Source organism: Streptomyces sp. NPDC050619 (assembly GCF_040654815.1).
In the GTDB taxonomy this organism is placed as follows: domain Bacteria; phylum Actinomycetota; class Actinomycetes; order Streptomycetales; family Streptomycetaceae; genus Streptomyces.
Window position 1 is genome coordinate 120,971 of record NZ_JBFAIR010000008.1, and the last position, 25,289, is coordinate 146,259.

The 25,289-nt window shown below is 68.4% G+C and carries 26 protein-coding genes and 1 pseudogene; 12 read left to right on the forward strand and 15 right to left on the reverse strand.

Going from position 1 to position 25,289, the window contains the following annotated elements:
- Positions 1–185: 185 nt before the first annotated feature.
- From AB0I77_RS15730 to AB0I77_RS15755, 6 genes are all read right to left on the reverse strand, one after another.
- The gene (locus AB0I77_RS15730; RefSeq protein WP_363283099.1) at positions 186–602 is read right to left on the reverse strand and encodes a hypothetical protein; all 417 of its coding nucleotides are present in this window, start codon (positions 600–602) and stop codon (positions 186–188) included.
- Positions 599–1,042, reverse strand: coding sequence for a hypothetical protein (locus AB0I77_RS15735; RefSeq protein WP_363283100.1), 444 nt, complete (start codon positions 1,040–1,042; stop codon positions 599–601). The genes AB0I77_RS15730 and AB0I77_RS15735 overlap by 4 nt, the downstream gene beginning before the upstream one ends.
- Positions 1,043–1,878: 836 nt before the next feature.
- Positions 1,879–2,892 carry a hypothetical protein gene (locus AB0I77_RS15740; protein WP_363283101.1) on the reverse strand — a complete coding sequence of 338 codons (1,014 nt, stop codon included), beginning with the start codon at positions 2,890–2,892 and terminating at the stop codon, positions 1,879–1,881.
- Positions 2,892–3,431, reverse strand: a complete 540-nt coding sequence (locus AB0I77_RS15745; protein ID WP_363283102.1) for a hypothetical protein — start codon at positions 3,429–3,431, stop codon at positions 2,892–2,894. Before AB0I77_RS15745 ends, AB0I77_RS15740 begins: the two co-directional genes overlap by 1 nt.
- A 136-nt stretch (positions 3,432–3,567) precedes the next feature.
- Positions 3,568–4,203: a hypothetical protein gene (locus AB0I77_RS15750; RefSeq protein ID WP_363283103.1), complete on the reverse strand. Its 636-nt coding sequence runs from the start codon at positions 4,201–4,203 to the stop codon at positions 3,568–3,570.
- A 79-nt stretch (positions 4,204–4,282) separates the two neighbouring features.
- Positions 4,283–5,557, reverse strand: a complete 1,275-nt coding sequence (locus tag AB0I77_RS15755; protein WP_363283104.1) for a transcriptional regulator — start codon at positions 5,555–5,557, stop codon at positions 4,283–4,285.
- Between the two features lie 179 nt (positions 5,558–5,736).
- Between AB0I77_RS15755 and AB0I77_RS15760 the strand changes: the two genes are divergently transcribed.
- From AB0I77_RS15760 to AB0I77_RS15780, 5 genes are all read left to right on the forward strand, one after another.
- Positions 5,737–6,378: a hypothetical protein gene (locus AB0I77_RS15760; protein ID WP_363283105.1), complete on the forward strand. Its 642-nt coding sequence runs from the start codon at positions 5,737–5,739 to the stop codon at positions 6,376–6,378.
- Entirely contained in the window at positions 6,375–7,001 is a 627-nt protein-coding gene (locus AB0I77_RS15765) for a hypothetical protein (RefSeq protein ID WP_363283106.1), read from the forward strand. The genes AB0I77_RS15760 and AB0I77_RS15765 overlap by 4 nt, the downstream gene beginning before the upstream one ends.
- Before the next feature lie 30 nt (positions 7,002–7,031).
- Positions 7,032–7,199: a hypothetical protein gene (locus AB0I77_RS15770; protein ID WP_363283107.1), complete on the forward strand. Its 168-nt coding sequence runs from the start codon at positions 7,032–7,034 to the stop codon at positions 7,197–7,199.
- Positions 7,200–7,310: 111 nt separating this feature from the next.
- Positions 7,311–8,471: a YcaO-like family protein gene (locus tag AB0I77_RS15775; protein WP_363283108.1), complete on the forward strand. Its 1,161-nt coding sequence runs from the start codon at positions 7,311–7,313 to the stop codon at positions 8,469–8,471.
- The gene (locus AB0I77_RS15780) at positions 8,471–9,838 is read left to right on the forward strand and encodes a TfuA-like protein (RefSeq protein WP_363283109.1); all 1,368 of its coding nucleotides are present in this window, start codon (positions 8,471–8,473) and stop codon (positions 9,836–9,838) included. The genes AB0I77_RS15775 and AB0I77_RS15780 overlap by 1 nt, the downstream gene beginning before the upstream one ends.
- On the opposite strand, the gene AB0I77_RS15785 is transcribed toward AB0I77_RS15780, so the two are convergent.
- From AB0I77_RS15785 to AB0I77_RS15795, 3 genes are all read right to left on the reverse strand, one after another.
- Positions 9,769–11,043 carry an MFS transporter gene (locus AB0I77_RS15785; protein WP_363283110.1) on the reverse strand — a complete coding sequence of 425 codons (1,275 nt, stop codon included), beginning with the start codon at positions 11,041–11,043 and terminating at the stop codon, positions 9,769–9,771. The genes AB0I77_RS15780 and AB0I77_RS15785 overlap by 70 nt on opposite strands.
- Positions 11,044–11,272: 229 nt before the next feature.
- Positions 11,273–13,927: a DEAD/DEAH box helicase family protein gene (locus AB0I77_RS15790; protein WP_363283111.1), complete on the reverse strand. Its 2,655-nt coding sequence runs from the start codon at positions 13,925–13,927 to the stop codon at positions 11,273–11,275.
- A 187-nt stretch (positions 13,928–14,114) separates the two neighbouring features.
- The gene (locus tag AB0I77_RS15795) at positions 14,115–14,591 is read right to left on the reverse strand and encodes a hypothetical protein (RefSeq protein ID WP_363283112.1); all 477 of its coding nucleotides are present in this window, start codon (positions 14,589–14,591) and stop codon (positions 14,115–14,117) included.
- A 910-nt stretch (positions 14,592–15,501) separates the two neighbouring features.
- On the opposite strand from AB0I77_RS15795, the gene AB0I77_RS15800 reads away from it, so the two are divergent.
- The 4 genes from AB0I77_RS15800 (at position 15,502) to AB0I77_RS15815 (ending at position 18,496) form a co-directional block, all read left to right on the forward strand.
- Positions 15,502–15,762, forward strand: coding sequence for a hypothetical protein (locus AB0I77_RS15800; RefSeq protein WP_363283113.1), 261 nt, complete (start codon positions 15,502–15,504; stop codon positions 15,760–15,762).
- Positions 15,763–16,411: 649 nt separating this feature from the next.
- On the forward strand, positions 16,412–16,960 hold the full coding sequence (locus tag AB0I77_RS15805; protein WP_363283114.1) for a helix-turn-helix transcriptional regulator: 549 nt from the start codon (positions 16,412–16,414) through the stop codon (positions 16,958–16,960).
- 88 nt (positions 16,961–17,048) lie between these two features.
- Positions 17,049–17,477: a hypothetical protein gene (locus AB0I77_RS15810; protein ID WP_363283115.1), complete on the forward strand. Its 429-nt coding sequence runs from the start codon at positions 17,049–17,051 to the stop codon at positions 17,475–17,477.
- 236 nt (positions 17,478–17,713) lie between these two features.
- The gene (locus AB0I77_RS15815; protein WP_363283116.1) at positions 17,714–18,496 is read left to right on the forward strand and encodes an SAM-dependent methyltransferase; all 783 of its coding nucleotides are present in this window, start codon (positions 17,714–17,716) and stop codon (positions 18,494–18,496) included.
- A gap of 9 nt (positions 18,497–18,505) precedes the next feature.
- Here AB0I77_RS15815 and AB0I77_RS15820 read toward each other — a convergent pair whose 3' ends face one another.
- Both AB0I77_RS15820 and AB0I77_RS15825 read right to left on the reverse strand, forming a co-directional pair.
- Complete coding sequence (locus AB0I77_RS15820) at positions 18,506–19,435, reverse strand: helix-turn-helix transcriptional regulator (protein ID WP_363283117.1); 930 nt, start codon at positions 19,433–19,435, stop codon at positions 18,506–18,508.
- Between the two features lie 87 nt (positions 19,436–19,522).
- Positions 19,523–19,762: a DUF397 domain-containing protein gene (locus AB0I77_RS15825; protein WP_363283118.1), complete on the reverse strand. Its 240-nt coding sequence runs from the start codon at positions 19,760–19,762 to the stop codon at positions 19,523–19,525.
- Between the two features lie 308 nt (positions 19,763–20,070).
- Between AB0I77_RS15825 and AB0I77_RS15830 the strand changes: the two genes are divergently transcribed.
- Positions 20,071–20,463 carry an ATP-binding protein gene (locus AB0I77_RS15830; protein WP_363283119.1) on the forward strand — a complete coding sequence of 131 codons (393 nt, stop codon included), beginning with the start codon at positions 20,071–20,073 and terminating at the stop codon, positions 20,461–20,463.
- An 847-nt stretch (positions 20,464–21,310) separates the two neighbouring features.
- Here AB0I77_RS15830 and AB0I77_RS15835 read toward each other — a convergent pair.
- From AB0I77_RS15835 to AB0I77_RS15845, 3 genes are all read right to left on the reverse strand, one after another.
- Positions 21,311–21,841 carry a hypothetical protein gene (locus AB0I77_RS15835; RefSeq protein WP_363283120.1) on the reverse strand — a complete coding sequence of 177 codons (531 nt, stop codon included), beginning with the start codon at positions 21,839–21,841 and terminating at the stop codon, positions 21,311–21,313.
- A 388-nt stretch (positions 21,842–22,229) separates the two neighbouring features.
- Positions 22,230–22,490, reverse strand: a complete 261-nt coding sequence (locus tag AB0I77_RS15840) for a hypothetical protein (protein ID WP_363283121.1) — start codon at positions 22,488–22,490, stop codon at positions 22,230–22,232.
- Positions 22,491–22,764: 274 nt separating this feature from the next.
- Positions 22,765–23,040 carry a hypothetical protein gene (locus AB0I77_RS15845; protein ID WP_363283122.1) on the reverse strand — a complete coding sequence of 92 codons (276 nt, stop codon included), beginning with the start codon at positions 23,038–23,040 and terminating at the stop codon, positions 22,765–22,767.
- 562 nt (positions 23,041–23,602) lie between these two features.
- Here AB0I77_RS15845 and AB0I77_RS15850 point away from each other — a divergent pair.
- Together AB0I77_RS15850 and AB0I77_RS15855 are read left to right on the forward strand one after the other, a co-directional pair.
- Positions 23,603–24,271, forward strand: a complete 669-nt coding sequence (locus tag AB0I77_RS15850) for an HNH endonuclease family protein (protein WP_363283123.1) — start codon at positions 23,603–23,605, stop codon at positions 24,269–24,271.
- A gap of 28 nt (positions 24,272–24,299) precedes the next feature.
- A pseudogene (locus tag AB0I77_RS15855) lies at positions 24,300–24,626 on the forward strand (transposase); the annotation flags it as partial.
- A 345-nt stretch (positions 24,627–24,971) separates the two neighbouring features.
- Here the strand turns inward: AB0I77_RS15855 and AB0I77_RS15860 are convergent.
- Entirely contained in the window at positions 24,972–25,289 is a 318-nt protein-coding gene (locus tag AB0I77_RS15860) for a hypothetical protein (protein WP_363283124.1), read from the reverse strand.

Below are 25,289 nucleotides of genomic sequence, written 5' to 3' on the forward strand. Positions count from 1 at the left end.
ACATCCTTGAGATCACCGACGCCTCGTTCCGGGATTTCTCAAGACGGCACCGGCGGACTCTGGGGCGATTGAGGCGAACACCAGTAGTTAGATCGGCTAGTCAGATCGGTATACCGGTGATGGCGGCCGGTACACGCCGGCCGTGCGCCTACGTATACCGGCGCAGCCCATCTCGGGTCCGGGGCTTACGGGGGCGTGGCCTGCGGGACGTTGCGGATCGCGGCGAGCAGGGCGAGAACTCCGGCATCGTCGGTGTTCTGGGTGGCGCGGATCAGTCCGAGGACCTGCCGGGCGACGGCGTCGTCGTCCCGGTTGCCGCGGTGACGGGCCCAGTGGAGCAGCGTCTGCCCGTACAGCGTCATCAACCGATCGTCGAGTGTGCCTGCGACCGGGGCGGGACGGCGCAGATCGGTGAGTACGGACATCGTGGCGGCGGGGACCTGGCCGACGGACGCGATCCAGTGCAGGGCGAAGTTGGCCGCAACGAAGTCGAGGGAGACCGGCGGAGGCACGCTCGCCCGGATCTGCGCCAGCCGAGTCGCGTCCTGGCGGACGACGGCCTCCAGGTAGTCGACGGACTGAAGCAGTTCGTCGCGGTTCACGGCGTTCCTCCCTGGATGACGTGCCGGGCAGCTCCGAGCATCAGCAGGACCTGCTCGTGGTCACCGGGGGGTGCTCCGGCCATCAGCTGCAGCCAGCCCAGTAGCACCAAGGCCAGGTCCTGGGCCTCGGTGTCGGTCGGGTTGTCGTCGGCCCACGCACGCAGAGCCATATGGATCAGCACTGACGCCTGCACTCCGCGGTCGTCGGCCATTGTTCCCACGGCCGTCTCGCACTCGGCCTCGCTCATGGTGTCGCTGATCTGGAATGCCTGATTCAAGAGTGGCGGGATCAGTTCGTCGGCCAGGGTGACGATCGTGGAGGCGACTTGTCCGGGCGCGGCCAGGATCCGCGCGCTGGCCGCGGCTTTCGGCGCGTCCTTCAGGAGTACGGCTTCGAGGTAGTTCAAAACCGCCGCCCACTGAGCCGGGGACATCGTCACCGGTGCCCCCGAATATGACTTAACTGCGACGTGAAAATGATCTCCACCCGTATTCCCCTTCTCCTGAGCGAAGTTGATGGGACAGCCTCGCCGAACGGTATCGACGTTCGCATCACCACGGCCACCGTAGACCCGCGCCCACCTGCAAAATGGATCCACGTCGGCCCCGGCAACAGCTCGGTGACGGCGGGCACTTCGACGTCCACGACCTCGCTTGGCATCCCATGGTGGCTGCCGGTGAACCCTCCGGTGCGCGCGCATGGTCGCCACTTGCGTGAGGGGACGGCACTGCAATTCACAGAAATACCGCTCCGGTTGGGTTGTCATCACAAGGGGGGCGGATCCAGGTGGCTGGTTATGGGGTTCCCAAGGGGAGGACGGTGACGGGTTCCCAGCTCATCTCCCAACAAACGCCGTCGTCCGGTGTGGGGTGGGCTGTCCAGCGCACGTCGAGTAGGTGGAGGTGGGACACGGTTAGCGGGGCGTGGCTGGGGCTGATCATGCGCAGATCGCTCTGGAGCGGGTCGGCGCTGGCGTAGGCGTAGGCGAGCGCCGCGTGTGCGCGACCGCCGCAGTGCGCGATGGCCGCAGAGTCGTGGACCTCCCGCAGGGCGGCACGCGACAGATGCTGCAGCGCAATGAGTCCCTGATCCGGATAGGTGTCGATGACGGCTCCGGTGCAAGTCGCTGCACACGCTGTGTCCCCCGCAGGTCGTGTCGCTTTCCAAGCATGTGCCGAAGGGGTGCGTGTCGCCACCGCCAAAGCGGCGGGGCGTCGCATTGTTAGGTCCTCCACGTTCTACCTATGTGACCAGAGTCACGCATGAGGGTCGGGGTCAACGGTCTCCGTCGATACGGTCAAGGGGAATGGGTGGAGCCGTCGAGGCCCCCGTGCGAAGAGCGGAAGCCGCTGTAGTGACTTCAGCCCAGATGTCGGTCTCAGTGATCACGTGGAGGGACACGGTTTCGGTGTAGCCGTTGTAGGCCAGCCCGCCGTCCGTGACCGTCGTCCAGCCGCGCTCGCGCCAGGATCTGACGATGACCTGCTCCAACTCGTGAGCGTCCCGCCCGAGAGGGAACTGCATTATCTTGCGCAGGGTCCAGCCGGTGCGGCCGTGCTCGTACAGCCGCTGGTTCTTCGGGCTGTCCTCGCATATGCCGATCTTGGCGGCCTCCAGGCGGGAGCTGATCACGAGGTAGAGCAGGGCCGGCCGGTTGGGCTTGAACCCGTAGTCGGCGCAGGAAGCGCACGGCCCGCTCTGGAACCGCATGTTCAGGTTGGGCGTGCAGAAGTGGCCCTGGGCAAGGCATAGACCGGGCCACTTCGTGGCGTCGTTCTCGTAAGCGATGTCGGGCAGGGGCTTGTAGCCCCAGGCCCTGGCAATCCGCCGCGCCTCCTGTTCGGTGAACCGCTTCTTCCCGCCGCAGTGCTCGCAGCCGCCCTGACCGGAGCGGATATTGTCCAGGCGGGGCTTGTCGACGACGTTCCAGCACCGCATGCACCACCCGCGGACCGGCTGCTTGACGTCGTGGATGACCTCCAAGGGGAGGATGCGGCCACAGCTGATCATCTCGGCGCGGCGTTCGTTCGCCCGGCGTCGGGCGCGGCAGTGCTGGCAGGCTGAGTCACCGCGCAGTGCGCGCACCTGGCTCAGGTAAGTACGAAACGGCCTGCGGCCCGGACACGTTTCGATGAGGCAGCGGACGAGGAACGGGATAGATGTCCGTCCCGGATACTGCTCGACCGGCTCGCAGCCGGCCAAGGCGAGTTCCGTCGTTGCTCCGGCGTGATCGGCCTTCGGCCGCTTGGGTGGCCGGGCGGCGCGCTGCGGTTCAGGGGTATCCAGCATCACGCAGCCGCTCCGTAGTCCCCGAGGAGGGGAACCGTGGCCAAGGTGTCCCACATGATCGTCTTCTCGGTGTCGTTCGCGACAACGTCGACGAGGGCGATGCTGTCTACACGCAAGGGGGCGTGGCTGGGGCGGACGCGCCGGACGCGTCGGTGGATCTGGTGGAAGTGATCCAAGGTGACCTTGGCGGTGGCGTACGACTCTGTCAGGTGGAGCACGCCGGTGTCGTAGGTGGTGGCGCCGGGTCCGCGCACGATTTCGAATGCGCGGGTGGCGGCGGCGCGCAGTTCATTGAGTGGCTCGTCCGGGCCGAGATCAAAAATCAGACCTGAGGCGTACGGGAGCGGGCTGCCGACCATGATGGTGAAGGGAGCGATGGCCTTCATCTGCTCGGTCAGCGAGGTGACGAGGGCCTGCCGTTCGTATTCCGGGATCTCGGAAGCGGGCTTCTGGCTCAGTTGGTAGAGCGTTATGTGGAACCACTCGTCGCCGACGTGGGTCAGGGGGTCGTCCTGGGTCGCGTTGCTGTAGGTCCGCAATTGGAATGTCCCGTTCCGATGTGACCACCTGCGTGTTCCTGCGCTGTCTCGTTCATTTGGCCCGGCATTCCGTCTCACGATCTTGTCCTTTTCGCTGCCCGGTACGGCGCCTGAGGGGCCGCGGGTCTCCGGGGAGTCAGAGAGCTGTCCCGAGGGGGACCCGCGTCAAGTTCTCCCATGTGATCGTCTTGGCCTGTGGGTCCGCAGTGACGTCGACAAGGCTCACCGCGTTGATGTGCAACGGGGCATGGCTCGGTCGCACTCGTCGGAGGAGGCGTTGCGCGGCGTCGGAGTCCGCCTCGGCATACGCGTAGGCCGTGGTCAGATGTTGAATCCCGAATTCGTACTGGCAGGCGTCCCCGCCGAGCGTGGCGCGAGTGCTGTCCCGGGCCGCGGTGTGCAGGGCCGCGAGCTGGTGATCGGGATGGGTGTCGGCGATGGTGCCGCTGGCGTAACTGAGTACGGAGCCGATCATGATGGCGAACGGCGCGATGGTGGCGACGCGGTGGCTCACCTCGGCGACGAGTTTGTCCCGCTCGGCTTGGCCGATCAGGTGGGCGGGCCTGCTGATCTGGTCGATCGTTATGTGCAACCAGCGATGGTCGACCGGGGTGACGGGGAACCCGGCGTCCAGGAGGGTCTGGTTCGAGTCCGTGACCAACTGGGCGAGGGCATCATGGCGCGGGTCGTCCCAGTCCACCTCGACGTACCAGTGGAGCAGGGTCCCGGTGTCCCAAGACGCCTTGCCCTGCTTGAAGTTGAAGGCTCGCATAGATCGGAAACGTAGTCGCTGATGCCGCCGGGCGGTGTCGGTTGTGGCAGGTTGCCCGGAAAAGCCGGTTGTCCCGTGTTCAGGCGCTGAGAGCTTCGGTGAGTCGTGCGCGGGGCCGGCCGGTGAGGGCGTCGCGCAGTGCCTCGGCCCGGGTCTGCACCAGTCCGGTCCGGTAGCCCGTAGGGAGCTTGTTCCACGTGGCGGTTGCCATGTCTGCGGCGGTTTGGGGGTCCTTGTCGATGCGGAGGCATTGCGCGTGGTCGAGGGCCAGGAGGGCGCGGGTCATGACGGAGGGCGAGTCGGTGAGGGCGAGGGCGGCTTCCTGCTCGGCGCGGGCCGACGTGGTGTCGCCGAGCAGCGTGTACGCCTGGGAGAGGTGGACGCTGTGCTTCTGGGCCGGGTATCCGAACCAGTTGTCCGCCAGAGCGATGTTGTCCAGCTGCTCGACCATGTCCTGGGTCTGCTCGACGGCTTTGCGTGCACCGTTGTGATCGCCCAGGCTGGCCAGGGCCCTTGCGTTCACGGCGGAGGCCAGTGCGGCTGCCGCGCTGGGCGTGGTGCCGGCTACGCGTTGGGCGCGTGCGGCGCGGCGGGCGGCCGAGGACGGTGCGCCGTAGTTCAGGCCGACCATGGCGTGGCGGGCCAGGACCCAGGCGAGCATGTGGCGGTCGCCGGACTCCTGGGCGGCGCGGGCCGCTGTGGTGAACCAGCTCTCGGCTTCCTGTTGCGCGCCGATGTCGTGCTGGATGATCGCGACCAGGCCGGTGATCCCGGCAGCGGTCCGCACTAACGTGGCCCGGTCCCGGGCGGTGTGCGGGCGGTCCAGAACCTGGCCGAGCAGCTTGAGGTCGTCCTGCATCTGCCCGAGGACCCGTTGCGGGTCGCGTCCACGGTAGCCGCCGGTGTTCCGCTCGAAGACCGACTCCAGGTAGGCGATGTCGGCGGCGTTGCTGGACCCCGAGAGAGCAGCGTCGATGCCCTCGTGTGCCTCAGCGAGTTCTGCCAGTGCTCCTGTGCCGGCCACCGCGAGTGTCCCGGTGATGAATACGCGTCGTTTCACGGGCGGTACCTCCTGGCCGTCGTGCCTCGTCGCCATCTTCTGTTGCAGCCGGTACGCCTTCGAGATGGCCCTGGTGCGGACGATCTCCGAGACGGGGATGCCGAGCACCTCTTCAATACTGCTGTGGTATCGCTTGGTTGGCAGCCGGATTTCGAGTTCCCATCGCTTGAGGTTGTCCGGGTCGAAGTCCTCGCCGAGTACCTCGGCGATGCGCAGAACCACCTCTTCGCGGGTCAGATTCGCCTGCTCACGGCTGCTGCGCAGCAAGTTCCCTATCCCGTCCGGTGCCATCATCCGCCTGCTCCCAAACGTCGTCGACGCGCGCGGGTGGGCCTTCGACCGGCCCCGGGGTGCCAGGAAATTGGCACCGCTTGTGGCACTGGGGACTTACCACGTACGGGAGTTGACTAAGCGTCATGAGGGCTGCCCAGTCGGCCCCCGGCGACTCCTCGACGGGAAGAGGTCTCCTCGTGATGCAGAACACCGAAGCCCCGGCCCAGCAGAGCCCGCGGCGTGCGGCATGGAACCGGCTCGGCACCATCGTCATCCCCGACGTCCTGTCGGCGGACAGGTTCACCGCGATCAAGTCGGAGGCCGCCGAGCGCCTGGACAAAGCGACGCCGCACGTGCACGACCACACGGCCGCGCACCGCGACGGGTCCTTCGCGACGCCGGTGCACTGCGCGTTCATCGAGCCCGGACCGGCCCTGGAGACGCTGGCGTACGACAAGGAGCTGCTGTCGGCGGTACGCGAGCACACCGGGATCCCGCGGCTGGTTCCCCGGGGCGGCGCGGTCGTCCGCTACCGGGAGGGGGACTTCCAGGGCCTGCACCTGGACTCCATCAAGTCGACGGTCACCGCGGCGTTCGCGCTCACCGAGGACCTGCCGGCGATGGGGTGGGCGCCGCACCTGTACAACGCGAGCGGCGAGGTGCTGGGCAAGGTGGTCGCCGATCACGGGATGTTCCCCGAGGGCGGCGAGTTCACCACGCTGGAGCACCCGTACGGCGGCGAGGGGGCGGTGCGGGCGTTCGCCGGCTACGGCGTCCCGCACTGGCGCCGGCCGATGACCGGCGAGGGACTGCTGGTCACGATGGAATTCTTCGACCTGTGAGCGGGGGCGGCATGCTGCGGCAGCAGTGGCTGGCGACGGGGCGGGTGGACGTGCCGCCGGAGGTCGTCGACGAGGGCCTGTGGGAGGAGGTCGCCGCGGAGGCAGAGAGCTGCGAGCAGTACGCGGTGGTGCGCCACAACCGGAGGCCGGGTCTGCTGGCGATGCGGGACGGCTCGATCACGTCTCCGCAGCGGTGCCGGGTCCACCCCGGCGGTCCGGCGGTCAACGCCCTGGCCCGTTCCAAGGGGCTCGCCGACGTGGCGGCCGAGGCGACCGGCAACGCCACGATGACGGCGATCCGGATGGGGCTGAAGTACTACAGCCCCGGCGACTACATGCACGTGCACCGCGACGACGGCAAGTGCGAGATCACGTTGTCGTGCGGGCTGACGCCCAACCTGGGCCCGATGGGCTGGTTGCCGCATCTGCGCTTCCTCAGCACCGACCAGGTTGTCGAAAGCCTCGCGGGCACCCCCTACCCCGACGGGGGAGAACCGTTCCCGATCGGCTACCGCACCCTGGCTGGGTTCGACGGAAGTCGAGCCCCTCACTGGCGCGCCCCGCTCGACACCAGCTCGCGCGAGGTGCTGCTCACCATCTGCTTCACCGACCTCACGGTGTAGCAGTCCCTTCGAGTAGGAGGAACAACGCTCATGGCCCCTCAGATCACGAAGTCGTCGACCACCAGGGCGGTCGACCCGGCGGACTTCATCACCGACCTCCACGCGGAGGGCCAGCTGCCGCAGAACGCGGGCGGCGACCCGGCCGTGCCGGACAGTGCCTTCCCCGACACCCACACCTACGAGCTCCCGGCGGTCTGATCCGGCCCGCCTCCCCGTACGACGGACCGCCGCCGCTGTGCCCCCGCCCGGGGCGCGGGGCGGCGGCCCTGTACGCACAGCAGACACCGCATCCAGAGAAGAGGGGGACGCATGCGTACGCACTGCTTCGACGGCACCCACCGCACCCGCCCGCCCGAGCAGACCTGGCAGGACGTCAAGCCGCTGCTGGCCGGCTTCGGCATCCCGCGCGTCGCCGACGTCACCGGCCTCGACGATCTCGGCATCCCCGTCACGATGGCCGTACGACCGCTCGCGCGGACGCTGTCGGTCGCCCAGGGCAAGGGCGTCACCCTGGACGCGGCCCGCGTCTCCGGCACCATGGAGGCCATCGAGGTGTGGCACGCCGAGCGCGCCCTCCCGCCCGTCTGCCTCACCCAGGCTCCGGCGGCAGACCTCCAGTTGTCGTACACGGTCGCGGACTTGGAGCAGCATCCCGGCAGCCTCGTGACCGCCCGCGTGCGTCTGGACTGGATCACCGCGCGCTCCGCGCTCGACAACCTTGAGACCCTCGTGCCCCTGGCCGCGGTGCGGCTGGGCCGCACGGTCCACGACGACTGGCGCCAGCATCTGCCCAGCGCCTCCACGAACGGCCTGGCGTCTGGGAACACCCGGGCCGAGGCGATCGTGCACGGCCTGTGCGAGGTGATCGAGCGCGACGTCCTGTCCGGCCTCACCGATGCGGACCAGGCCGAGCTGGTGGACGCCTCGACGGTGAACGCGCCGTACTGCGCCGCCCTCCTGGAGCGGCTCGCTGAGAGAGGCTGCTGGTGGGAGCTGCGGCACGTGCCCAACCGGTACGGGATCCCGGTGATGTGCTGCCATCTATGGCGCGAGGACCAGTCCGCGGCCGTCGTCGCCGGGTCCGGCGCCCACCCCGACCCGGGCGTTGCGCTGTCGCGGGCGATCACCGAGGCCGTACAGACCCGGCTCACGCTGATCAGTGGGAGCCGCGAGGACAACCAGCCGCTCACCTACCGGCCCGGCCCGCACCGTGCCCCTGCTCCCTCCGCCGGGAACCCGGTGCCGTGGCCGGCGATCGAGGGCCGCTACGGCGCCCCCGCCAACACCGACACCGAGCTCGCGCACGATCTGGCGACCGCCGTGACCACCGCGACCGGACGCGCACCTCTGGTGGTGGATCTGACGTGGGGGTCCTACGAGCGTGCGGAGTTCGCCGTGGTCAAGGTGTGCGCTCCCTCTTTGCGCTACACCGCCCGGCACACCGTGCCCCGCCCCCGGAAGGCCGCCTGATGAGTACGCATGTCTTCGCCGGCCCGACCATCACCTCGGCCCGCATCACGAGCATCCTGCCAGGCGCGGTCGTGCACCCGCCTGTCCAGCACGGGGACCTCCTCCGCCTTCCCCTGATGGCCAGCGACCGCGTCCTGATCATCGACGGGCTGTGGCACCAGAGCGCACCGGTGCGGCACAAGGAGATCCTGATGCTCCTGGCCCGGAGGGTCGCCGTCTACGGGGCATCCAGCATGGGCGCGCTGCGCGCCGCCGAGCTGGCCCCGTACGGCATGGTCGGCATCGGGCGGATCTACCGGGCCTTCCGCAGCGGGCTGCTGGACGCCGACGACGACGTCGCGGTCCTCCAAGAGCCGGACGGCCGGCCGCTGACGCAGGCCCTGGTGAACCTCCGTGCCGCGTTCGAACGCGCCGCAGATGCCGGCCGCATCACCGAGCCCGAGGCACAGGCCCTGACCGAGACCGCGCGCCAACTGCCGTATGGCCGACGGACCCGCACCGCGCTGGGCCGTCTCATGGCCGAGCGCGGCATCGGCGACGTCTACGCGATAGCCGACATCTGGGGATGCAGCACCCCGCACGACCTCAAGCGGGAGGACGCGGAGACCGCCCTGCGCGTCCTGGCCAGAGACGAGTTCACGACCGCAGAGGCGACGGCGCCTGGATGGACAGAGGAACCGTGGGAGACCAGCTTCGTCCGCTACTGGAACGCCGCCTTCGCCCCCGCCACCGACAACGGCCTGCCGTTCCTGCCGCTGCTCCAGCACCAGCAGCTCTACGACCCCGCTTTTCCCCGGCGCTGGCGCACCCACGTCCTGTCCTGCCTCCTCGCCGCCGACGGGCAACGCGCCGTCCAGGAGAAGGCCGTTGAGGATTTCGTGGCCCGCCGCGGCCTGGCGCTGGCCGACCTCACAGCCGAGCAGCTCTCGTACTGGCTCACCGCGTACGAACAAGTCCATGCCGACCGGGGCGAGCAGCTGATCCTCCTCGTGGTGCGCTCGGCGCGCCTCGACGACGCCTGGCCCGTCTACCCGGCCTCGCGCGCCGAAGCAGGCCCGCTGTTCAACGCCGAGCTGCCCACGGAAGACCACGTGCTGCACGCTCTGCGGACGAACGCCGCCGCACTCGCCGAACACCCGGGTCACACCACCGCGCATCTCGCCCCCGACCGGATCGCCGCCCACCTTCTTGCCCACTGGGGCCTGCCCGCGGACGTCGCCCTGGCTGAGCGCGACGCCGCCGCCCGCGACCGCGGCCTGCGCAGCTTCACCGCAGCCGTCGAAAACGACCGGGCCTTCTACCTCGGCGCGCTCACCAGCGTCTCCTCCGCCACCTCCACCGGCGCGAGAGTCAGTGTTCGGACCTGACGCAACAGCAACGGCACGATCATCGCGGCCACGATCGCGACGGCCCCCGCGGCGAGCGTCGCCCGCACCCCGAAGTACGCGCTCGCCGGCCCGGCGGCCAGATACCCCAGCGGGACCGGCAGCACCTGCCCGAGCGTGGAGTACGACATGACCCGGCTCAGCTTCTCCTTCGGGATGCGCTCCTGGACCAGGCTCGCCCAGACCGTCATGCTCAGGGACAGACCAGTTCCGGCCGCGCACGCGGCGACCGCCACGAGCACAAGCGGCAGATGGGCGGCCATCGCCGCCAGCGGCAGCGCCATCGCGCCCGTCCCCACGCACACCACCACGCCGACGCGCCGCACCTTCCACACCAGGGCTGCGGCGGCCCCCACCACCAGGCCGCCGGTGAAGGCGCTGACCACCAGACCCCACCCTGCGGCACCGCCTAGGAAGTCCTTGCCGTAGACCGGGCCGAGCATCTGGTAACCGACCAGCCACACCGGCACGACGACCGAGCCCTGAAGCACCATGACCCACAGCCAGCGCCGCGACCAGAAGTCGGCCCAGCCCTCTCGAAGATCAGCCACGAACCCGGTGCGCACCTTCGCCTTCGCGGGCGCAAGATCGAGACGGGCGCACAGAACGGCCGCCGCCGCGAAGGTCACGGCGTCCCAGCCGATCACCCAGCTCGACCCGGCAGCGGCGACCAGTACGCCGCCCACCGCTGGGCCCGCGATCTTGACCGTGTTCTGGCCGATCTTGAGCAGGGCGTTCGCCGCGTACCGCAGCTCGGCGGGAATCACTTCCACCACGACGCCGCCGGCAGCCGGGGTGAAGAAGCTGCTCGCCGCGCCACACAGCGCGGACACCGCCACCAGATGCCACACCTGCGCCGCGCCGGACCACAGCAGGACGGCCGCGACAGCTTCCGCCGCCGCGCTGAGGATGTTCGTCCACACCATCACGGTGGCGCGCGACCACCGGTCGGCCACCACGCCGCCGATCAGCAGGAGCAGGATCTGCGGCGCCATGTTGGCCGCGAGCACCAGACCGAGCCCGGACGCTCCGCCGCCGAGGTGCAGCACCGCGAAAGCCATGCCGATCGGAGCCACGGCCGAGCCGGTCCAGGACAGCATCCGGGCCGTGAAGTGCAGCCGGAACGCACGTACGGCGAGCGGCGCGCCAGCCTCCCTGAGCCTGGTCCGCAGCGGTATGCGCGGCATTGGAGATGAGCTGCTCCGAACCGGCCACCACGCCATGCGCATGATCCAACTCCGTCCAGTAAGCACGAGACCCGGCACCAGAACGGCACCGGGACAGGCGCCAACCCTAGGGCACCAGGAAGATCACGTGTCGCTGATGCATCACAAAGCCCATCCTTGTTCGGGCGGCGTCAGCAGTCCGCCACGTCCTGACCACCTTCTGTGTCGCCCGACTCGCCGGACCCCAGACTTATGGACAGAGCCGCTCTGGGTGAGCGGTGTGCCAGGCGTCCCAGATCGCCTGGCGGAGCTTGCCCCGGGCCGGCACATCCAGCCCCTGGCCGCGGGCCCATGCCCGGACCTCCGCGACGGCCGGTGCGGGACGCGTCATCGGCACCGCGACTGTCTGCGCGACGTGCCGAGCCGACGGCGGTGTTTTGGGCAATCGCTCGAGCGGGGTCGTGGTGAAGCCTCGGCGCTCGAGGATGCGGCGCCGCTTGTGGTGCATACGCTCCAGTTGCGGGACGTCGGCGTCGAGGTAGTCGTGGGCTTCGACGTGGGACTTCCTCGCCTCGGTGTTGCGCGTGATGCGGCCGACTTGCTGGATAACGCGGCCCTTGAAGGAGATGGGGCTGGTGAGGAAGAGAGTGTCGAGGCGGGGTTGGTCGAAGCCCTCCCCGACGAGCTTGTCGATCGCCAGGAGCACCAGCGGCTCGGTTGTGTTTTCGTCCAGGGCGGCGCGGATGCGGGCGCGTTCGGCAGGCGGTAGTCCGCCGTGGAGCATCAGGGGTTCGACGCCGTGTGGTTTGAGGGCGCTGGCCAGCTGGTGGAGGTGTTCCACGCGGTTGGTGAGGGCCAGGCTGCACCGGCCGCGTGCGGCTGCGCCTGCGATGTCCGCGGCGATCTGGGCGTTGCGGTCGGTGTGGTTCGCGAGCTCGGTGTAGATGGCCTGGAAGGAGGCGCCGTCGTTGCCCGGCTCGTCGGTGGTGAACGTGGTGGGGTGGACGACGAAGTGCTTGGCGAACGTGCTGGCATCTTCGATCTCGTGGCGGATCGGGCCGCACTGCATCGTGATCACCGGGTCCATCTGGTCCGCCCGGTACGGGGTGGCGGACAAACCGATCCAGCGTCCGGCCTTCGCGCCGCGGATCGCCGCTTCGGCGCCCGGCGCTCCCACGCTGTGGCACTCGTCCACGATGACCAGGCCGTACCCGTCGAGCAGGTCGGGCGCCGCATCCCGGTGCGACAGAGTCTGCAGCATGATCAGGTCGACGACGTGGCCGCGCCGGTCTTTGCCGCCGCCGAGCGAGCCGACCTGTCCCTCGCCGAGATCGAGGAACGCGGCGAGGCGCTGTTTCCACTGGTCCAGCAGCTCGCTGCGGTTGACGACCACGGCCGTCGGCGTGCGGTGGTGGGCGATTGAGGCGCAGGCCATGACTGTTTTGCCGGAGCCAGGAGGAGCGACGAGGACCCCGGTGGGGTGCGGGGTCATCGCCTTGACGGCCTGCTGCTGGACGTCGCTCAGCTCGCCGGTGAAGCGCGCGTTGATCTCGGGGTGTTCGGGCAGGTCGCTGCTGATGGTGAGTGCGCCGCCCGCGGAGGTGATCAGCTGGGCGGCCTCGTCGGCGAGACCGCGCGGCAGCTTGAGCCAGTCCGGGTCGGTGGCATCGAAGCAGCAGATGAGCCGGGGCGTGTTCCAGGTCGAGAAGCGTTGGTTCTGCTTGCGGTAGAACTCCGGATTGTGGAATGACGCGGCGTGTTTGAGCGCCGCGAGGAGCTGCGGGGGCAGCCCGGCGGTGGAGATCGCCAGCATGGCGGCCAGCCGTGCGGGAACCGTGGCCGGGGCCTTGCCCAGGGCCTTCCTGCGGGGCCTGGGCCCCAGCTCGGGCGCGGTCGCCGACGGCCCGGCCTTGACCGGGCCGAGCTTCTCGACGAGCGCCTCGACCTCGGCTGGCGTGAGCCGTTCGGTGCGCGAGAGGTGGGCGAACTGGTCCGGGTATGGCTGCCAGGTGTCGGGATCCACGAAGACGGTCGTGCCCGTGGCGCGGGAGACGCCGTGCAGCGGCAGCGCGATCAGGCTGCCGAACCTGAAGCCGCCCTTGGCTTTGATCGGCTGGAAGTCCTGGGCGGGGAAGAGACGGTCGTAACTGGACAGAGCCATCTGTCCGCGGGCATCGATCGCCCGCCGCAGCAGCGCCATACCCAGGGCGCGGGCGGTAGTGGCGGCGACGGGCGCGGTGAAGAACGTCCAGACGTGGGCGCCCTTTCCAGAGCGGGAGATCTCCAACAGGGCGGGCACCCCGGCCTCATGGCACGCGCCAACGTAGGCGGTGGCATCGCCGCGCCAGTCGCTGCCGTCCTTGCCGTCGAAGTCACACGCCAGCAGCCGGCAGGTGTCGTCGGCCAGCAAGGGGTACAGGCCCACGTGCAGCTCGCTGCGGCCCTGCCGGGACGGATCGAGGTGACCGTAGACGGTCTCGGCGGTCAGCGGCCAGAACACCCGGTCCGCATCGTCCTTGCTCTTGTCGAACGGGTCGTCCTCGGCCGGGCTCCACCCGGCACGGCCGGTCTTCGAGCTCACCCAGCGCCGGGCGTAGACGTCCTCACGGCCGGCGAACAGCGCCCGGAACAGCCCGATCTTCGCCTCACTGCCGGACGACGCATCCGCGTACGGCAGTCCGTTGGCGCCGAGGACGGGCCCGACCGGCAACGGGTCCGCGACGGGCGGCAAGACAGCGGGCTCAGTGGGACAAGCGCCGCCACGGCGCGCTCGCAGGCGCCCGTTCTCGGCCTTGGCCCGGGCGAGTTCCTCGCGGAGCTCGGCGTTCTCCTCCAAGGCGACATCGAGACGGATGCGCAGCTCGGCCGGGTCATGACAGTCGGACCAGTCCTCCACCCTCCTCATGATCCAGATCCTGGATGTCCCGCGCAGTCAGAACGCCCAGATTCACCTACCTCTGAGGAAGCCGAGCATGTGGCCCGGCTGCTGCTGGACGGGTACGAGGAGACAGGCGAGCTCTCGCAGATGCTCACCGGCATGTGCCTTCGTGTAACCGCCCGTGCCTGAACCGGCGTTCGCCGAGGTACTCACCTCACAATGCGTCGCCTTCGCCCGCCAGGTCGTCGCCTAGGCCGAGCCCGGCGAGCTGCTGCGCGGCGTCGAGGACGGTCTGGCGGCGCGGTGGGTGTTTGGCAAGCCACATGCGCAGTGCCTCGGTCACGGCCGCCTCAACGGTGGTGTTGTGGACCGCAGTCGTGAGGCTGAGCCGTTGCTGGAGGCTCTTCGGGATCGTGGTTGTGAGGTCCACCTCGGGTTCCCCAGCGCCCGCGAGCCGTGCGCGGAGTCGGTCGTTGAGGCCATCGAGGCGGTCCGTGGGATCGGCGGTCAGTTCCGCGGCGAGGGCACGGAGAACCTGGGCGAGGGCCACTGTGGTGAGGTCGAGATCGAGAGCCGCGGTGTTGCACCAGCGTTTGAGGGCCTGGTGGTCAGCGGGCGGGAGATCGACGGTGACGCGGATGGGGCGAGTTCGGGTTTCTGTCTTCGAGGTGGGTTTGAGTTCTTCTGTCACATCAGTCCCCTAAAGGCAACGTCGAAGTCATGCACAGCTTCTGACCCGCACAGCGATGGAACGCCAGGATGCCAGTGCCGGGATGCTCAGATTCCCCGTTCCAGGACTGGTCTGGGACGGCGGCCGGGTGGGGGCGGCCGGTAGCCCGGCGGCGAGGCCAGGTGCTCGCACGCCCCGCCGTACGCGTGTCGACGGCCTCGGCGAGCGTCAGGGTCTCTGCGGCGTGTGCGGGTGATGGGGTGGCGAGCGGCATGACGGCGAGCGCGGCGGCGGCGAGGCCACCCAACACAGTTCTGATCATGTGTCGTTGATAGCGCCTGCCATGTGGCGCTGGCGGCAGATGCAGGGGGCTGCCACCCATATGAGGGCAATGGTTGTACCGGAGAAGCGAAACGCCCGCCGCCTTCGGGCGGCGGGCGTTTCGCTATCGGCACTGCGGGCGGTCCTTCCGCTGCCGAGGTGCAGCTTCGGTCACGTTGGCGTGGAGGAAGCATGTCCTGCGGAAGAGGAGCATCGAGGCTCCTCCACGGACGGACTGGCACCGGGTCCGCTTCGTGGGCGCGCCGTTTTCATCGACCCTCGGAATAAAGCGACTTATGGTCACTCTTTCGGGTTACTTCTCCGAGGGTGTGATGAGTTCGTGTCCGTGTCGAATGAATCGCCCTGGTTGCCGCATCGGGCTGGCACGGCCATTTTCTGTCTATAGATGATCTGGAATGGTCATTCGTTGTCGCGGAGGATCTCCTGGCGCGGTCAACCGCGCGTGACTCATTCCGTTTTCATGGCCCGAAGCTGGTGTGACGTCGTTCCAGGCGGGCCTATAGCGTTCCACCGCACATGAGTCGGGGCCCCTGTGCAAGAGGGACCCCGACGAGGTGAACCATGTCCGACACTCGGAAGGAACGGGACAGTGATTCATATCCGCCGGCTGCTTATGAAGGTGCTTCCGGCATCGACAGAAAATAGCATTCCGCTGACTTTGGTGGCTCAAACACGGTCGCTGAGTTGTTTGGCCGTCAAGCTGCACTGGAACGCGGTTGCCACGACGGCCTTGGCCGTGGTCTCGGTCGCGTGTGGCCCCGTGGTGCCCCAAGAGGTGTGGTGGGGTGTCGTGGCTGGGGCGGTCGTCGATGGCTCGTTGGTCAGCTACCAGCGGTTCCGCCGCCGTTGATGTGTGCGGTGCGGGGCGGGCTCGTGACAACGGGCCCGCTCCAGCACCGTCGGGTTGTCCTGCCCCGGGCGGAGCCCGAGTGGGGTTTCCGCCCCTGGGGCGCCACAGATTCAGCGGATGGACCGAAATCATGACGCAAGGTGGATCTGGCCCGGGAAACGGTGAGCGCTTCGAGTACAGCACGTGCGCTTTCGTCCTCTGCGGGCGCCGGTTCAGACGAGTGAAGCGGCCGGGACGGCCGCGCCGGTACTGCCAGGATGCCTGTCGCCGGCGGGCGCAGCGAATGCGCAGCCGTGAGCGGAGCGGGGAGTCGGCGGTTGTGTACTCGCCGCGCTGGGGACCGGGCGTTGCGCACCGGGTGCAGGTGTTGGCTGCGGAGTTGGTCGAGGCCGAACACCGCGAGGCTGATCTCCAGGAGTTGCTGGAGCGAGCCATGGCTGTGGGCGTGGAAGTGGAGCACTATCTCGGGGCAGCCGTGCACGATACCCGGGCCACGGGGACGAGTTGGAGCGAGGTGGCGCGCAAGGCGCGAGTCAGTGAGGCGACTGCGCGTGCGAAATGGGGCCCGCGGACACTGCGCAGGCAGATGCGGCATCGGGCCCGCCAGACAGCGTTATCTGCAGCGCCGCCTGCTGAGGTGAGGTCGCCCATGGGGCTGTCGGAGCACCGTCAGCGCCTGGGAGCAGCGGTGTCCTTTCTGATGCGGATGCAGGACCAGGCTTTGCAGACGGTGGCCCGGGAAGCCGGAGTTTCTGCCTCCTCCCTCTCGCGGTTACTGGCCGGCCAGAGAGTGCCGGACTGGCCGACAGTGTTCACCGTTGTGACGGCGGCCGGCGGGAGGCCGGAGGAGTTCCGGCTGCTGTGGGAGTGGGCGCGCGGACACAGGCAGCCAGGCCGACGCTCCGCGACGGCTTCGCTGACCCGTTTTCACGGCGCGCTGCGCGGCCTGCAGTGGGCCGCGGGACGAGCGAACGGCCGCCCGGATACCACCGCCGACGAGGCGGACGGCGGCACCCTCGCCGCTGTACTGAGCGGTGAGCTGGTCCCGGACTGGGCCACGACACACGAGCTCGTGCAGCAGTTGGGCGGCAACCCCGAGCAGGTGCGCCCGCTGTGGGAGGACGTGCAGTACACGTTCCTGCTCGCGCACGACTTCTTTCCGGACCTGGGGGTTCGCGGTGCCAAGGACCTCACCTGACCGACTCTCGGACGGCCGCAGACGGGAAGCACTCCCGACGAGGAAGCGTCCCTCCCCTGCCGGGTCTTGCCCACGTGTCGGAGCTGTTGTGGCAGCAGCATCCCGGGCCGGGGAGGACGAAGTGGAGATCGGCATGCCGGCCGCCTTCGCCGCGTTCTGCCTGCGCCACCTGGATGTCTACACCCGCTACGTGGCCGTGCGGGTCGGCGACGAGCGACAGGCCCGGATGCTGGTGCAGGCGGCGTTGGGGGATCTGGCCATGGTGTGGGCGGAAGCGTTGGAGAGCCCGTCACCGTCTGCCCTGGCCTGGCGGCTGCTCGTCGCACGTACCAGCCGAGCGGCTGTGGCCGGCGGCCCGGAGCTGTACCGGGTGCTGCCCGCGCGGCAAGCAGACGCTGTACTGCTGCATTACCGGCTCGGCCTGCCGGCGGCGATGGCCGCGGACGTCATGGGCTGGCAGCCGGGCGAATTCACCTGCCTGCTCAAGGCGGCCGTGCGCACCGGCGCAGCGGCCTGAGACTGACGGACCGAGGAAGGCGAATCCATGTGCGCCCGCGTACGCGGGCGCCGGAGAGGCATCCTGCCCGGTACGGCGGGATGCAATTTCACTCCTGAGGGGCACACGAAACCGTTAGCCGAGGTGGAACACGGGGTACATAACTCCTAGCATGGAGTGCCTACTTGACACGCACTCCTACAGGGCATTCATCCTGCGTGGGGGCGTGCGGCGGGCAACGGCATGCGGGGGCACGCGTGGTAATCGATGTGAGCCAGGCCAGCGACGCACGCGTCAACAACCTTCTACTGGGCGGAACCGACCACTACGAGTCCGACCGCGAAGCCACCAGACGCCTGACGGAACTCGCACCGAACATCCGGCAGCTCGCCCGGCTCAGCCGCCAATTCCTGCTGCGCGCGGTGCGCCACCTCGCTGCCGAGCGCCGGATTGACCAGTTCCTCGATCATGGAGCCGGACTACCCATGCGGGAGAACGTCCACCAAGTCGCGCGGCGGGTCCACAAGAGCGCCCGTGTGGTCTACATCGACAACGACCCCGTTGTGCTCGCGCATGCCCGCATGATGCTGGACGACGAACGGACCCTGATCCTCGACGCGGACATGCTCGACACCGACTCCATCCTCTCCTGCTGCGAGCAGGCCGGCTTCCTCAACCGCCAGGCACCCGTGGGTGTGTTGTTCGTATCAGCCCTGCACTGTGTCGCCGACGAGCAAGACCCGTGGCGGCACGTCAAGAACCTGATGGACCGATTGCCGTCCGGCAGCTGCCTGGCCCTGAGTCACCTGGTCAGCGACGACGCCGTGCGCCGCGAGGAAGCCTCCCGTCTCATGCGGCGGCTCACCGGCCACCCCTGGACCGTGCGGTCAACGGCCGAGGTCGACCGGTTCTTCGACGGACTGAGGCCAGTCGGAGGCCCGCTCGGTGATGTCGCCCACTGGAAGCCCGGGCCCGGCCTGAAACTGAAGCTGGCCGACCTGACCTGGATCGCCTATGGAGGTGTGGCCCGCAAACCGTAAGCCAGCGGTTCAGTCGTTCAGTTCGCTGATGTAATGCTCCAGCAGCGCGAGCGTGCCTTCACGGCTGGCCGCCTTGGACCACAACGTGGTGAGCGCCAGCCGGTAACGCTCCACCTGCTCGGGATTGGTGACATAGCTGCCACCGCTGCGGACTTCCAGATACACCATGTCCTCCTCCCGGTCCGAGGGGAAGGAGAGATAGGTGATGGACGGCGCCGGAGCCATCGCTTCGTCGCCGGCCTTGAAGGGCAGCACCCGGATGTGGATCCGCTCGGTGTTCTCCTCCAGGTTGTACAACTCGCGCAGCTGTCCGCGCATGACAGCTGCCCCGCCCACCGGCCGGGCCAGGACCGCCTCGTCCACCAGCGCGTAGTAGTCCGGCGCACCGGCTTCGTGCAGGAGCTGCCGCCGCCTCTGCCGAACCTTGACCGCCCGCTCCCGCCGGGCCTGCCGCTTGGGGTCCTCCACGGTCGCGTCCGGGAAGGCGCGCTGCATCAACGCCCGCGCGTACGCCGGCGTCTGCAACGGGCCCGGCACGTACTGCACTTCGTAGGTGCGGATCTCGTGGGCAGTGTGTTCCACGCTGATCAGGCGCTCTAGCCAGCCGGGGATCGCATCACGGAACTCTTCCCACCACTGGGTGTCCCGGGAGCGGCTCGCCAGCTTGGCCAGAGAGTCCAGCTGCGCCTGGTCGCTCACTCCGTAGAAGCGGGCGAGCGCCAGCACCCGGTCTGCTTTGAGCGGCGTCTCGCCGTTCTCAATGCGGCTGAGTGTGGGGGCCGAGCCGACAAAGCCCGCCTCAACGACGTCTACCAGCCGCAGGCCCTGCTCCTTGCGCAACTGACGCAGGTGGGCCCCTACGACCCTCTCCGCGCCAGGGGGAAGGCTGCCCGGATCGTCGCCGTCCCCGACAGCCCACAGGACTTGACCGCCCGACACCCACACTCCTTGGTCACCCGTGGTTCAACGTGAGGGCCCCAGAGTGAGGACCCTGCGCGGGTGACCGCAAGCCTGGAACGTCGACTTTCAGTCGATCAGGTGGTCGAACTCGCTTTGCCTGACACCGATGAGCATCGCCTCGATTTCCGAACGGGTGAACACCAGGGCCGGTCCATCGGGGAAGCGTGAGTTGCGTACGGCGGTGTCGCCGTCCGGCAGGGCGGCAAATTCTACACAGCTACCGCCCTCAGGTGTGCTCGCCGAACTTTTCACCCACCGCACGCCCGGGATCGAGTCGGCCGCCACACCATTTGCGTACGATGCCAATTCTCGTCCTTTCGCAGGTTGTTGTCGCCGCAGACTTCAGGGCTCGGCCTCGCTCAATCCAGGTACGGGCAGGCCGAGGCGAGCTCTGAAGCCTCATGAAATTTCATGAGCGCATGGAATGCGGTCGATCTTAGGGGGCGGTTTTCATGCGCGCCGTCCCCCGCAAGGGCGTTCTTCCTGTTCGTTGATGTGACAAATGGGGGCGAACATTTGTGCAGCACCGACGTGGCGCTCTGGTTGTCAGTTTGGCTGGATCTGCCCGGGTAGCGGTCCCTGGCGAAACGCAGGCCCTCGACTGGGGGTTGGTCATGGGGATCTCTGTCGGCAACTTTGCTGCCAGCAAGATCGCTGCGACTGGTGAAGGGATGGCTCAGGCACGGCAGTTCACCCGACACCACCTCATCCGATGGGGCCTGGGGGACGTGGTCGACGACGTGGTCACGGTGGTGGGGGAACTGACTGGCAACGCGGTGCGGCACACGGCCGCGGCAGCAGACGGTGCGTGGCTCGCACTGGCCACCAGCCCGCGAACGGTGATGTGCATCGTGAGGGATCCCAGCCCTCAGGTACCCGCCCCGAGTACTGCTGACCAACTGGAGACCTGCGGGCGGGGGCTAGGTGTCGTCGCAAGCCTGTCGTCCACATGGGGGTGGACCGTGGAAGGTGACGGCAAGGCAGTGTGGGCCCGGATCCCCATCTGATCGCGGCCTCTGTTGCCGGGACAGGTTCTCACTGCCGCAGTCGGCCTCGGTGGCGGTATCGAGGAGTTCGGGGCTGGTCGGCGCCGTCAGCGTCGCGCTGATCGATCAACAACCCAGCTCGGGTGTTTCCGCCCAGTCCCGGCTCCTCACCCGGGAGGCCGGGTGCTCCGGGCGGTGCAGGCCGGCATCTGCGGCGTAGGCGGCCCAGTCTCCGCCGCCTGCCCGCTGCCACTGGATGGCCACGATGACGCGGATGCCGAGTTCGCGGGCGAGGATCGCAGGCGACGGTTCGGAGGGCGACGCGGAGCGTCAGGGCGAGGGCGGCGTGGGCTCGGAGGGCGTGTGGTTGCCCGGGGCCCGGGTGCCGCTCCCTGAGGGCGATCAGGTCGAAGTGATGTTTCCCCACCCCCCCCGCGAAGGAAGCAACCGGCACCGCTCAGCGTGTCACGCGATGAGAACCCGACAACACGAACGAGAACGAGTGAGAATCCGGTGCGAGAGGACAGAAGTTGTCCTGTCGCAGCGCAGGTTTCTCATGATCTTGTTGGGAGCTGCGGCGTCGCCAACTTGACTGAGACGGCCGGGGTGCGGCGTCTCAATCGATCGCGGCTTCTCGATGGACATCGACCGGGCAGCAGCGGAGATCCTCAACCTCCCGAGTGCCGGAACTGACAAGTACCGTGAGAATCGAGCCCTCAGCGACACTCCCTTTGAGAATCCGACCCAGTTCCTTGAGAACCTGCCAGCTCCGATGGGACGGGACAGAAGTTCGTCTCCTCGTCCCGTCCCTTGGGCCGGACAGGGGCCACCGTCACTGAGAAAGGGTCATCCGAAATGCGAACCTACATCAGCACCGAAGAGGCGGGTGGTCTGCGGCGGCGGTGTCCGGCACCCGGGGTGTGCGCGATCGGGCGCGGCAGGTCTCGCACAGCGTGACAATCCAGGTGCGGGTCTGGTCACCGTGGAAACGGGGCCGTCCGGAGTGGCCGCACTGCTCGCAGGTCTTCTCGGAGGCGGCTTCGGCTGCGTCGACGAGGGCGCCGGCCCGGTCAGCGAAGGCGCTGTCGAATTCGCCGTCTTCGTCGAAGAGGTCGGCGAGGTAGATGCGGAGTCCTCCGAAGCGGCTGCTGAGTGAGTCGATCTGGTAGTCCGGGGCGAGCGCGGTGAGGTCCTGGTGGAGCTGGTCGAGCAGTGTGGCCCAGCCGGGCCCGACGGTGGAGGCCCAGGCGGGGATCTGCCGTTCAGTGGTGGGACGGGTTCCGTCGGCATGCCCGCCATGGTCGCCTACGGCACTGACACCGGGTCCGCTCCCCCGGGGATGGGATGCCCCGGGCCACCCGACCAATGCTCCGAAAAGAAGTCGTCCGGGCGACGGCACGCCTGGACGCTCCTGACGGCACTCCTCTACGACGACGAAGACTCGGGAGCTACGGAGTGAGTGCGAATCCGCCGGTGAATCACCGCCTTGAGGAGCTCCTGAAGGAGGGGTCGACCGACCTGGAAGCCGCTCTGGCCGAGTCGACTGATCTTGACGAGAGACTTGCGGCTGTTCTGGAGGAAGGTGCGTCCCAACTCACCAGGGCGCTACAGGTTGGCCAAACTACCGCCAGCCGCTCACCGATGTCCGCAACGCCTTCCGCCAACGCGCTTCCGGATAGCGACTGGCTGCTGGGCCTTGCTACCGGCGCGTGCGGCAGCGGCTACGAGTGCGGGCAGCCGCTCGGCGACTGCTGCGCCGGGGCCGCCCGCAACGAAGCCCGGTGGAATCAGGCCGCGCAGCCCTCCGGGCGGTACGTGTACTTCGTCCACTGACGTACGGGGAAACCGAATTCATCCGTCTCTCTGGTGGAGTCCTTGGGCCCCTGGACGACGACTTCGTGCAGGCGGGGAAGGCGCTCGTGCCACTGCGTGTACACCCAGCGGCCGACGTCGGTCAGGCAGCCGTGCTCGCTCAATGCGACATCTACATCGTTGAGGTGGCGGCGGTCCAGGTTCTGCTCCACCCAGGACTCGAACTCGGCCAGCACCACCCGGTGTGTGGTCTGCTCCTGGTTCGATAAGGTCTCGTCCTCGGTCGCGAGAACGAGCGTTATAGCCCAGTCGTGCTGGTGCGTGAGCCGGATGGTTGTTTTGGAGAAGAGCAGGCCGCCAGCGTCCGTAGGGCGGCGTCGAAGGAAGTGCTGGTGGCGCCGCGGCGCGCGGTGAGTGTCAGGGGCCGGCGGGAGGAGCAGTACACGCCGGGGGGCGACCTGGGCGCCGGGGTCGGTACCCGGCACTTTCCAGGAGCCAGCCCGCGCTGGCTTACAGCCCGCTGCCCTGAGAGCGGTTGACCGGGCCGCCGGCGGCCCGCACGGCTCGGGCCTGGTTGTCCGTGATGGTCGGATTAAGGAAGACCGAGCCCACCTGGCGGGCGTCCGGGCCGCTCGCGGGCAGGGACAGACCGCGGTTGTTGCGGTCGACGAGTACGCCGTGGGCTGCTTCGGTGAGCGGCGGCTGGGCGCCCAGAGGGACGCCCAGGATGTCGGCGAGGTGCGGGTATGAGATGGGGGCGGCGGAGGTGCTGCGGGCGAGGACCAAGGTGATGGTGAGATGCTCCGCGGAACAGGGTGAGGCAGCCAACGAATGCCGGCCGTCATCCCGGCCGAGCCCGAGGCGGGCTGAAGTCGGCGTCCACGTCGGCCCGTGACGGGCCGGACGGTGCAGGCCCACCGTTAGGCTCGGCATCGCCCGTCCAGACCTGCCCGCAGAGGAGACCGCGCTCTCGCTCTTCGAGAAGTGGCAGCGGGGTGCGGTTCCGACGGGGGAACGGCACCGTACCCGCCTCAGCCTACGAGGCTTGCAGCCCGCCGTCCGTCAAACCCGGCGGCTCCAGAAAGCATCGTCAGCAGCTGTCCGTGCCCATCGCTTGCGGACCTGTTGCTCGCAGGGCCCAGTTCACCGAGCCATGCCTCACCCGGCCGGTCCACCTCTGTCTCGGACATCCTGTCGTGTGCACCACCGCCTGCGACGAGGGATCGGCGAGCAGTTGCGTTCCCTCGGTAATGCGCTCGATCCGGTGGATGTGCAGCTGATCCCGGGCGCGTCGCCGCATCACGCCGATAGAAAAGCCGCACCTTGTCGGTTCTTCGAGGGGACACCTGTGCGCCGTACCGCCGCGTCCGCCATCACTGCCGCTGCTCTGCTCCTTCCCGCCTCCGCCCACGCTGTCCCCGCCCGGGCCGCCGCGCCCGGGGACACCGTCACCCTGACCGTCCGCGATGCGCTGGACACGCTTGACGTAGCCGAGGAGGACACGACCCCGTACAAGCGCAGCTACTTCCGGCACTGGATTGACGCCGACCGCGACGGCTGCGATGCCCGGAAGGAGCTGCTCCTGGAGGAGGCCGTCGAAACGCCGGAGCAGGGAGAGCGCTGCAAGCTGACCGGCGGACGCTGGTACAGCGCCTACGACGACAAATACATCAACGGGCCGGGCGGTCTTGATGCCGACCACATGGTCCCGCTGGGCGAGGCATGGGACAGCGGTGCCACCGGCTGGACCGCCCGGGAGCGCCAGGACTTCGCCAACGACCTCGACGACCCGCGCTCCCTGATCGCGGTCTCCGGCAGCAGTAACCGCTCTAAGGGAGAAAAGGATCCCTCACAGTGGCAGCCGCCGGCGAAAGGCAACTGGTGTGCGTACAACACCAATTGGGTCGTGGTGAAGACCCGGTGGGGGCTGTCCGTCGACGAGACCGAGCGGAAGGCTATCGAGGACCTACTGGCCGACTGCCCGAACGAGGAGTTCACCGTGGAAGTGGCCCGGTAGCCGCCGCCACGTTCTCCACACCGGCCCGGGGCGACCACGCCGCCGCCCCGACCATGTGATCGCCGACAAGGCATACAGCTCTCGCGGCTTCCGCAACTACCTGCGGCGACGTGGCATCGCGCACGCGATCCCGGAAAAGACCGACCAGCAGCGGCAACGGCAGCACCGCGGGAGCCGCGGTGGCCGGCCACCAGGCTTCAGCTGGGAGATCTACCGCCGGCGCAACCTCGTCGAACGCTGCTTCAATCAGCTCAAAGGCTTCCGTGGCTTCGCCACCCGATACGAGAAGACTGCCACCTCATACGAGGCAGCGGTCACTCTCGCATCGTTCCTGTTCTGGGCGAGAGTCGTTTGAAGACGGACCCTAGTGCTCGCCGCTAGGGAGAAGGAGGCGATGGGTGGAGCCAACGCGTACGCGCCGGAGCAACTGCAGCTGGCTGTGGCGGAGCCGAAGGCGTGGCTGCGCAGCAGAGCACGCGGACACGGCGCTGCTGGGGTAGCAGGCGACGATCGCGGCGGCCAACTTCGCCATCGGCCCCCGCGGCGCTGCCGACCACCGGGTTTGGGCAGGTCTTCAGCGGCGTGACCGCCTCGATGTACCTGGTGCGGGCCGCCATCACGCAGCTGGGCGAGGCCGAGTTCCGTCGGGGCATTCGGTGCGAGGAGCGGCAGTCGTCGCACAGGGTACGGATGAAGGTGCCTAGATCATCGTCCCGCAGTCGCGAATGGCCTGCGGCACCGCATACCTCACAGGTTCGCTGTGAGGTATGCGGTGCCGCAGCGTCAACGAGCGCACCCGAGGTGTCAGCGAATTCTCCGTCGAACTCGCCTCGGGATCGAACCGGTCCGCGAGTACCAGGCGCAGTCGTAAGAGCTCGGCGCTGATGTCCTCGACTTGGTAGTCGGGGACGAGCTCCGGCAAGTCGGTGTGCAGCCGAGCCAGCAGCGGAACCCAGCCGGGCCCGACCGCCTCTGCGTGGGTCGGGATCTGCCGGTCCTTGATGGTGTGGTCGCTCAT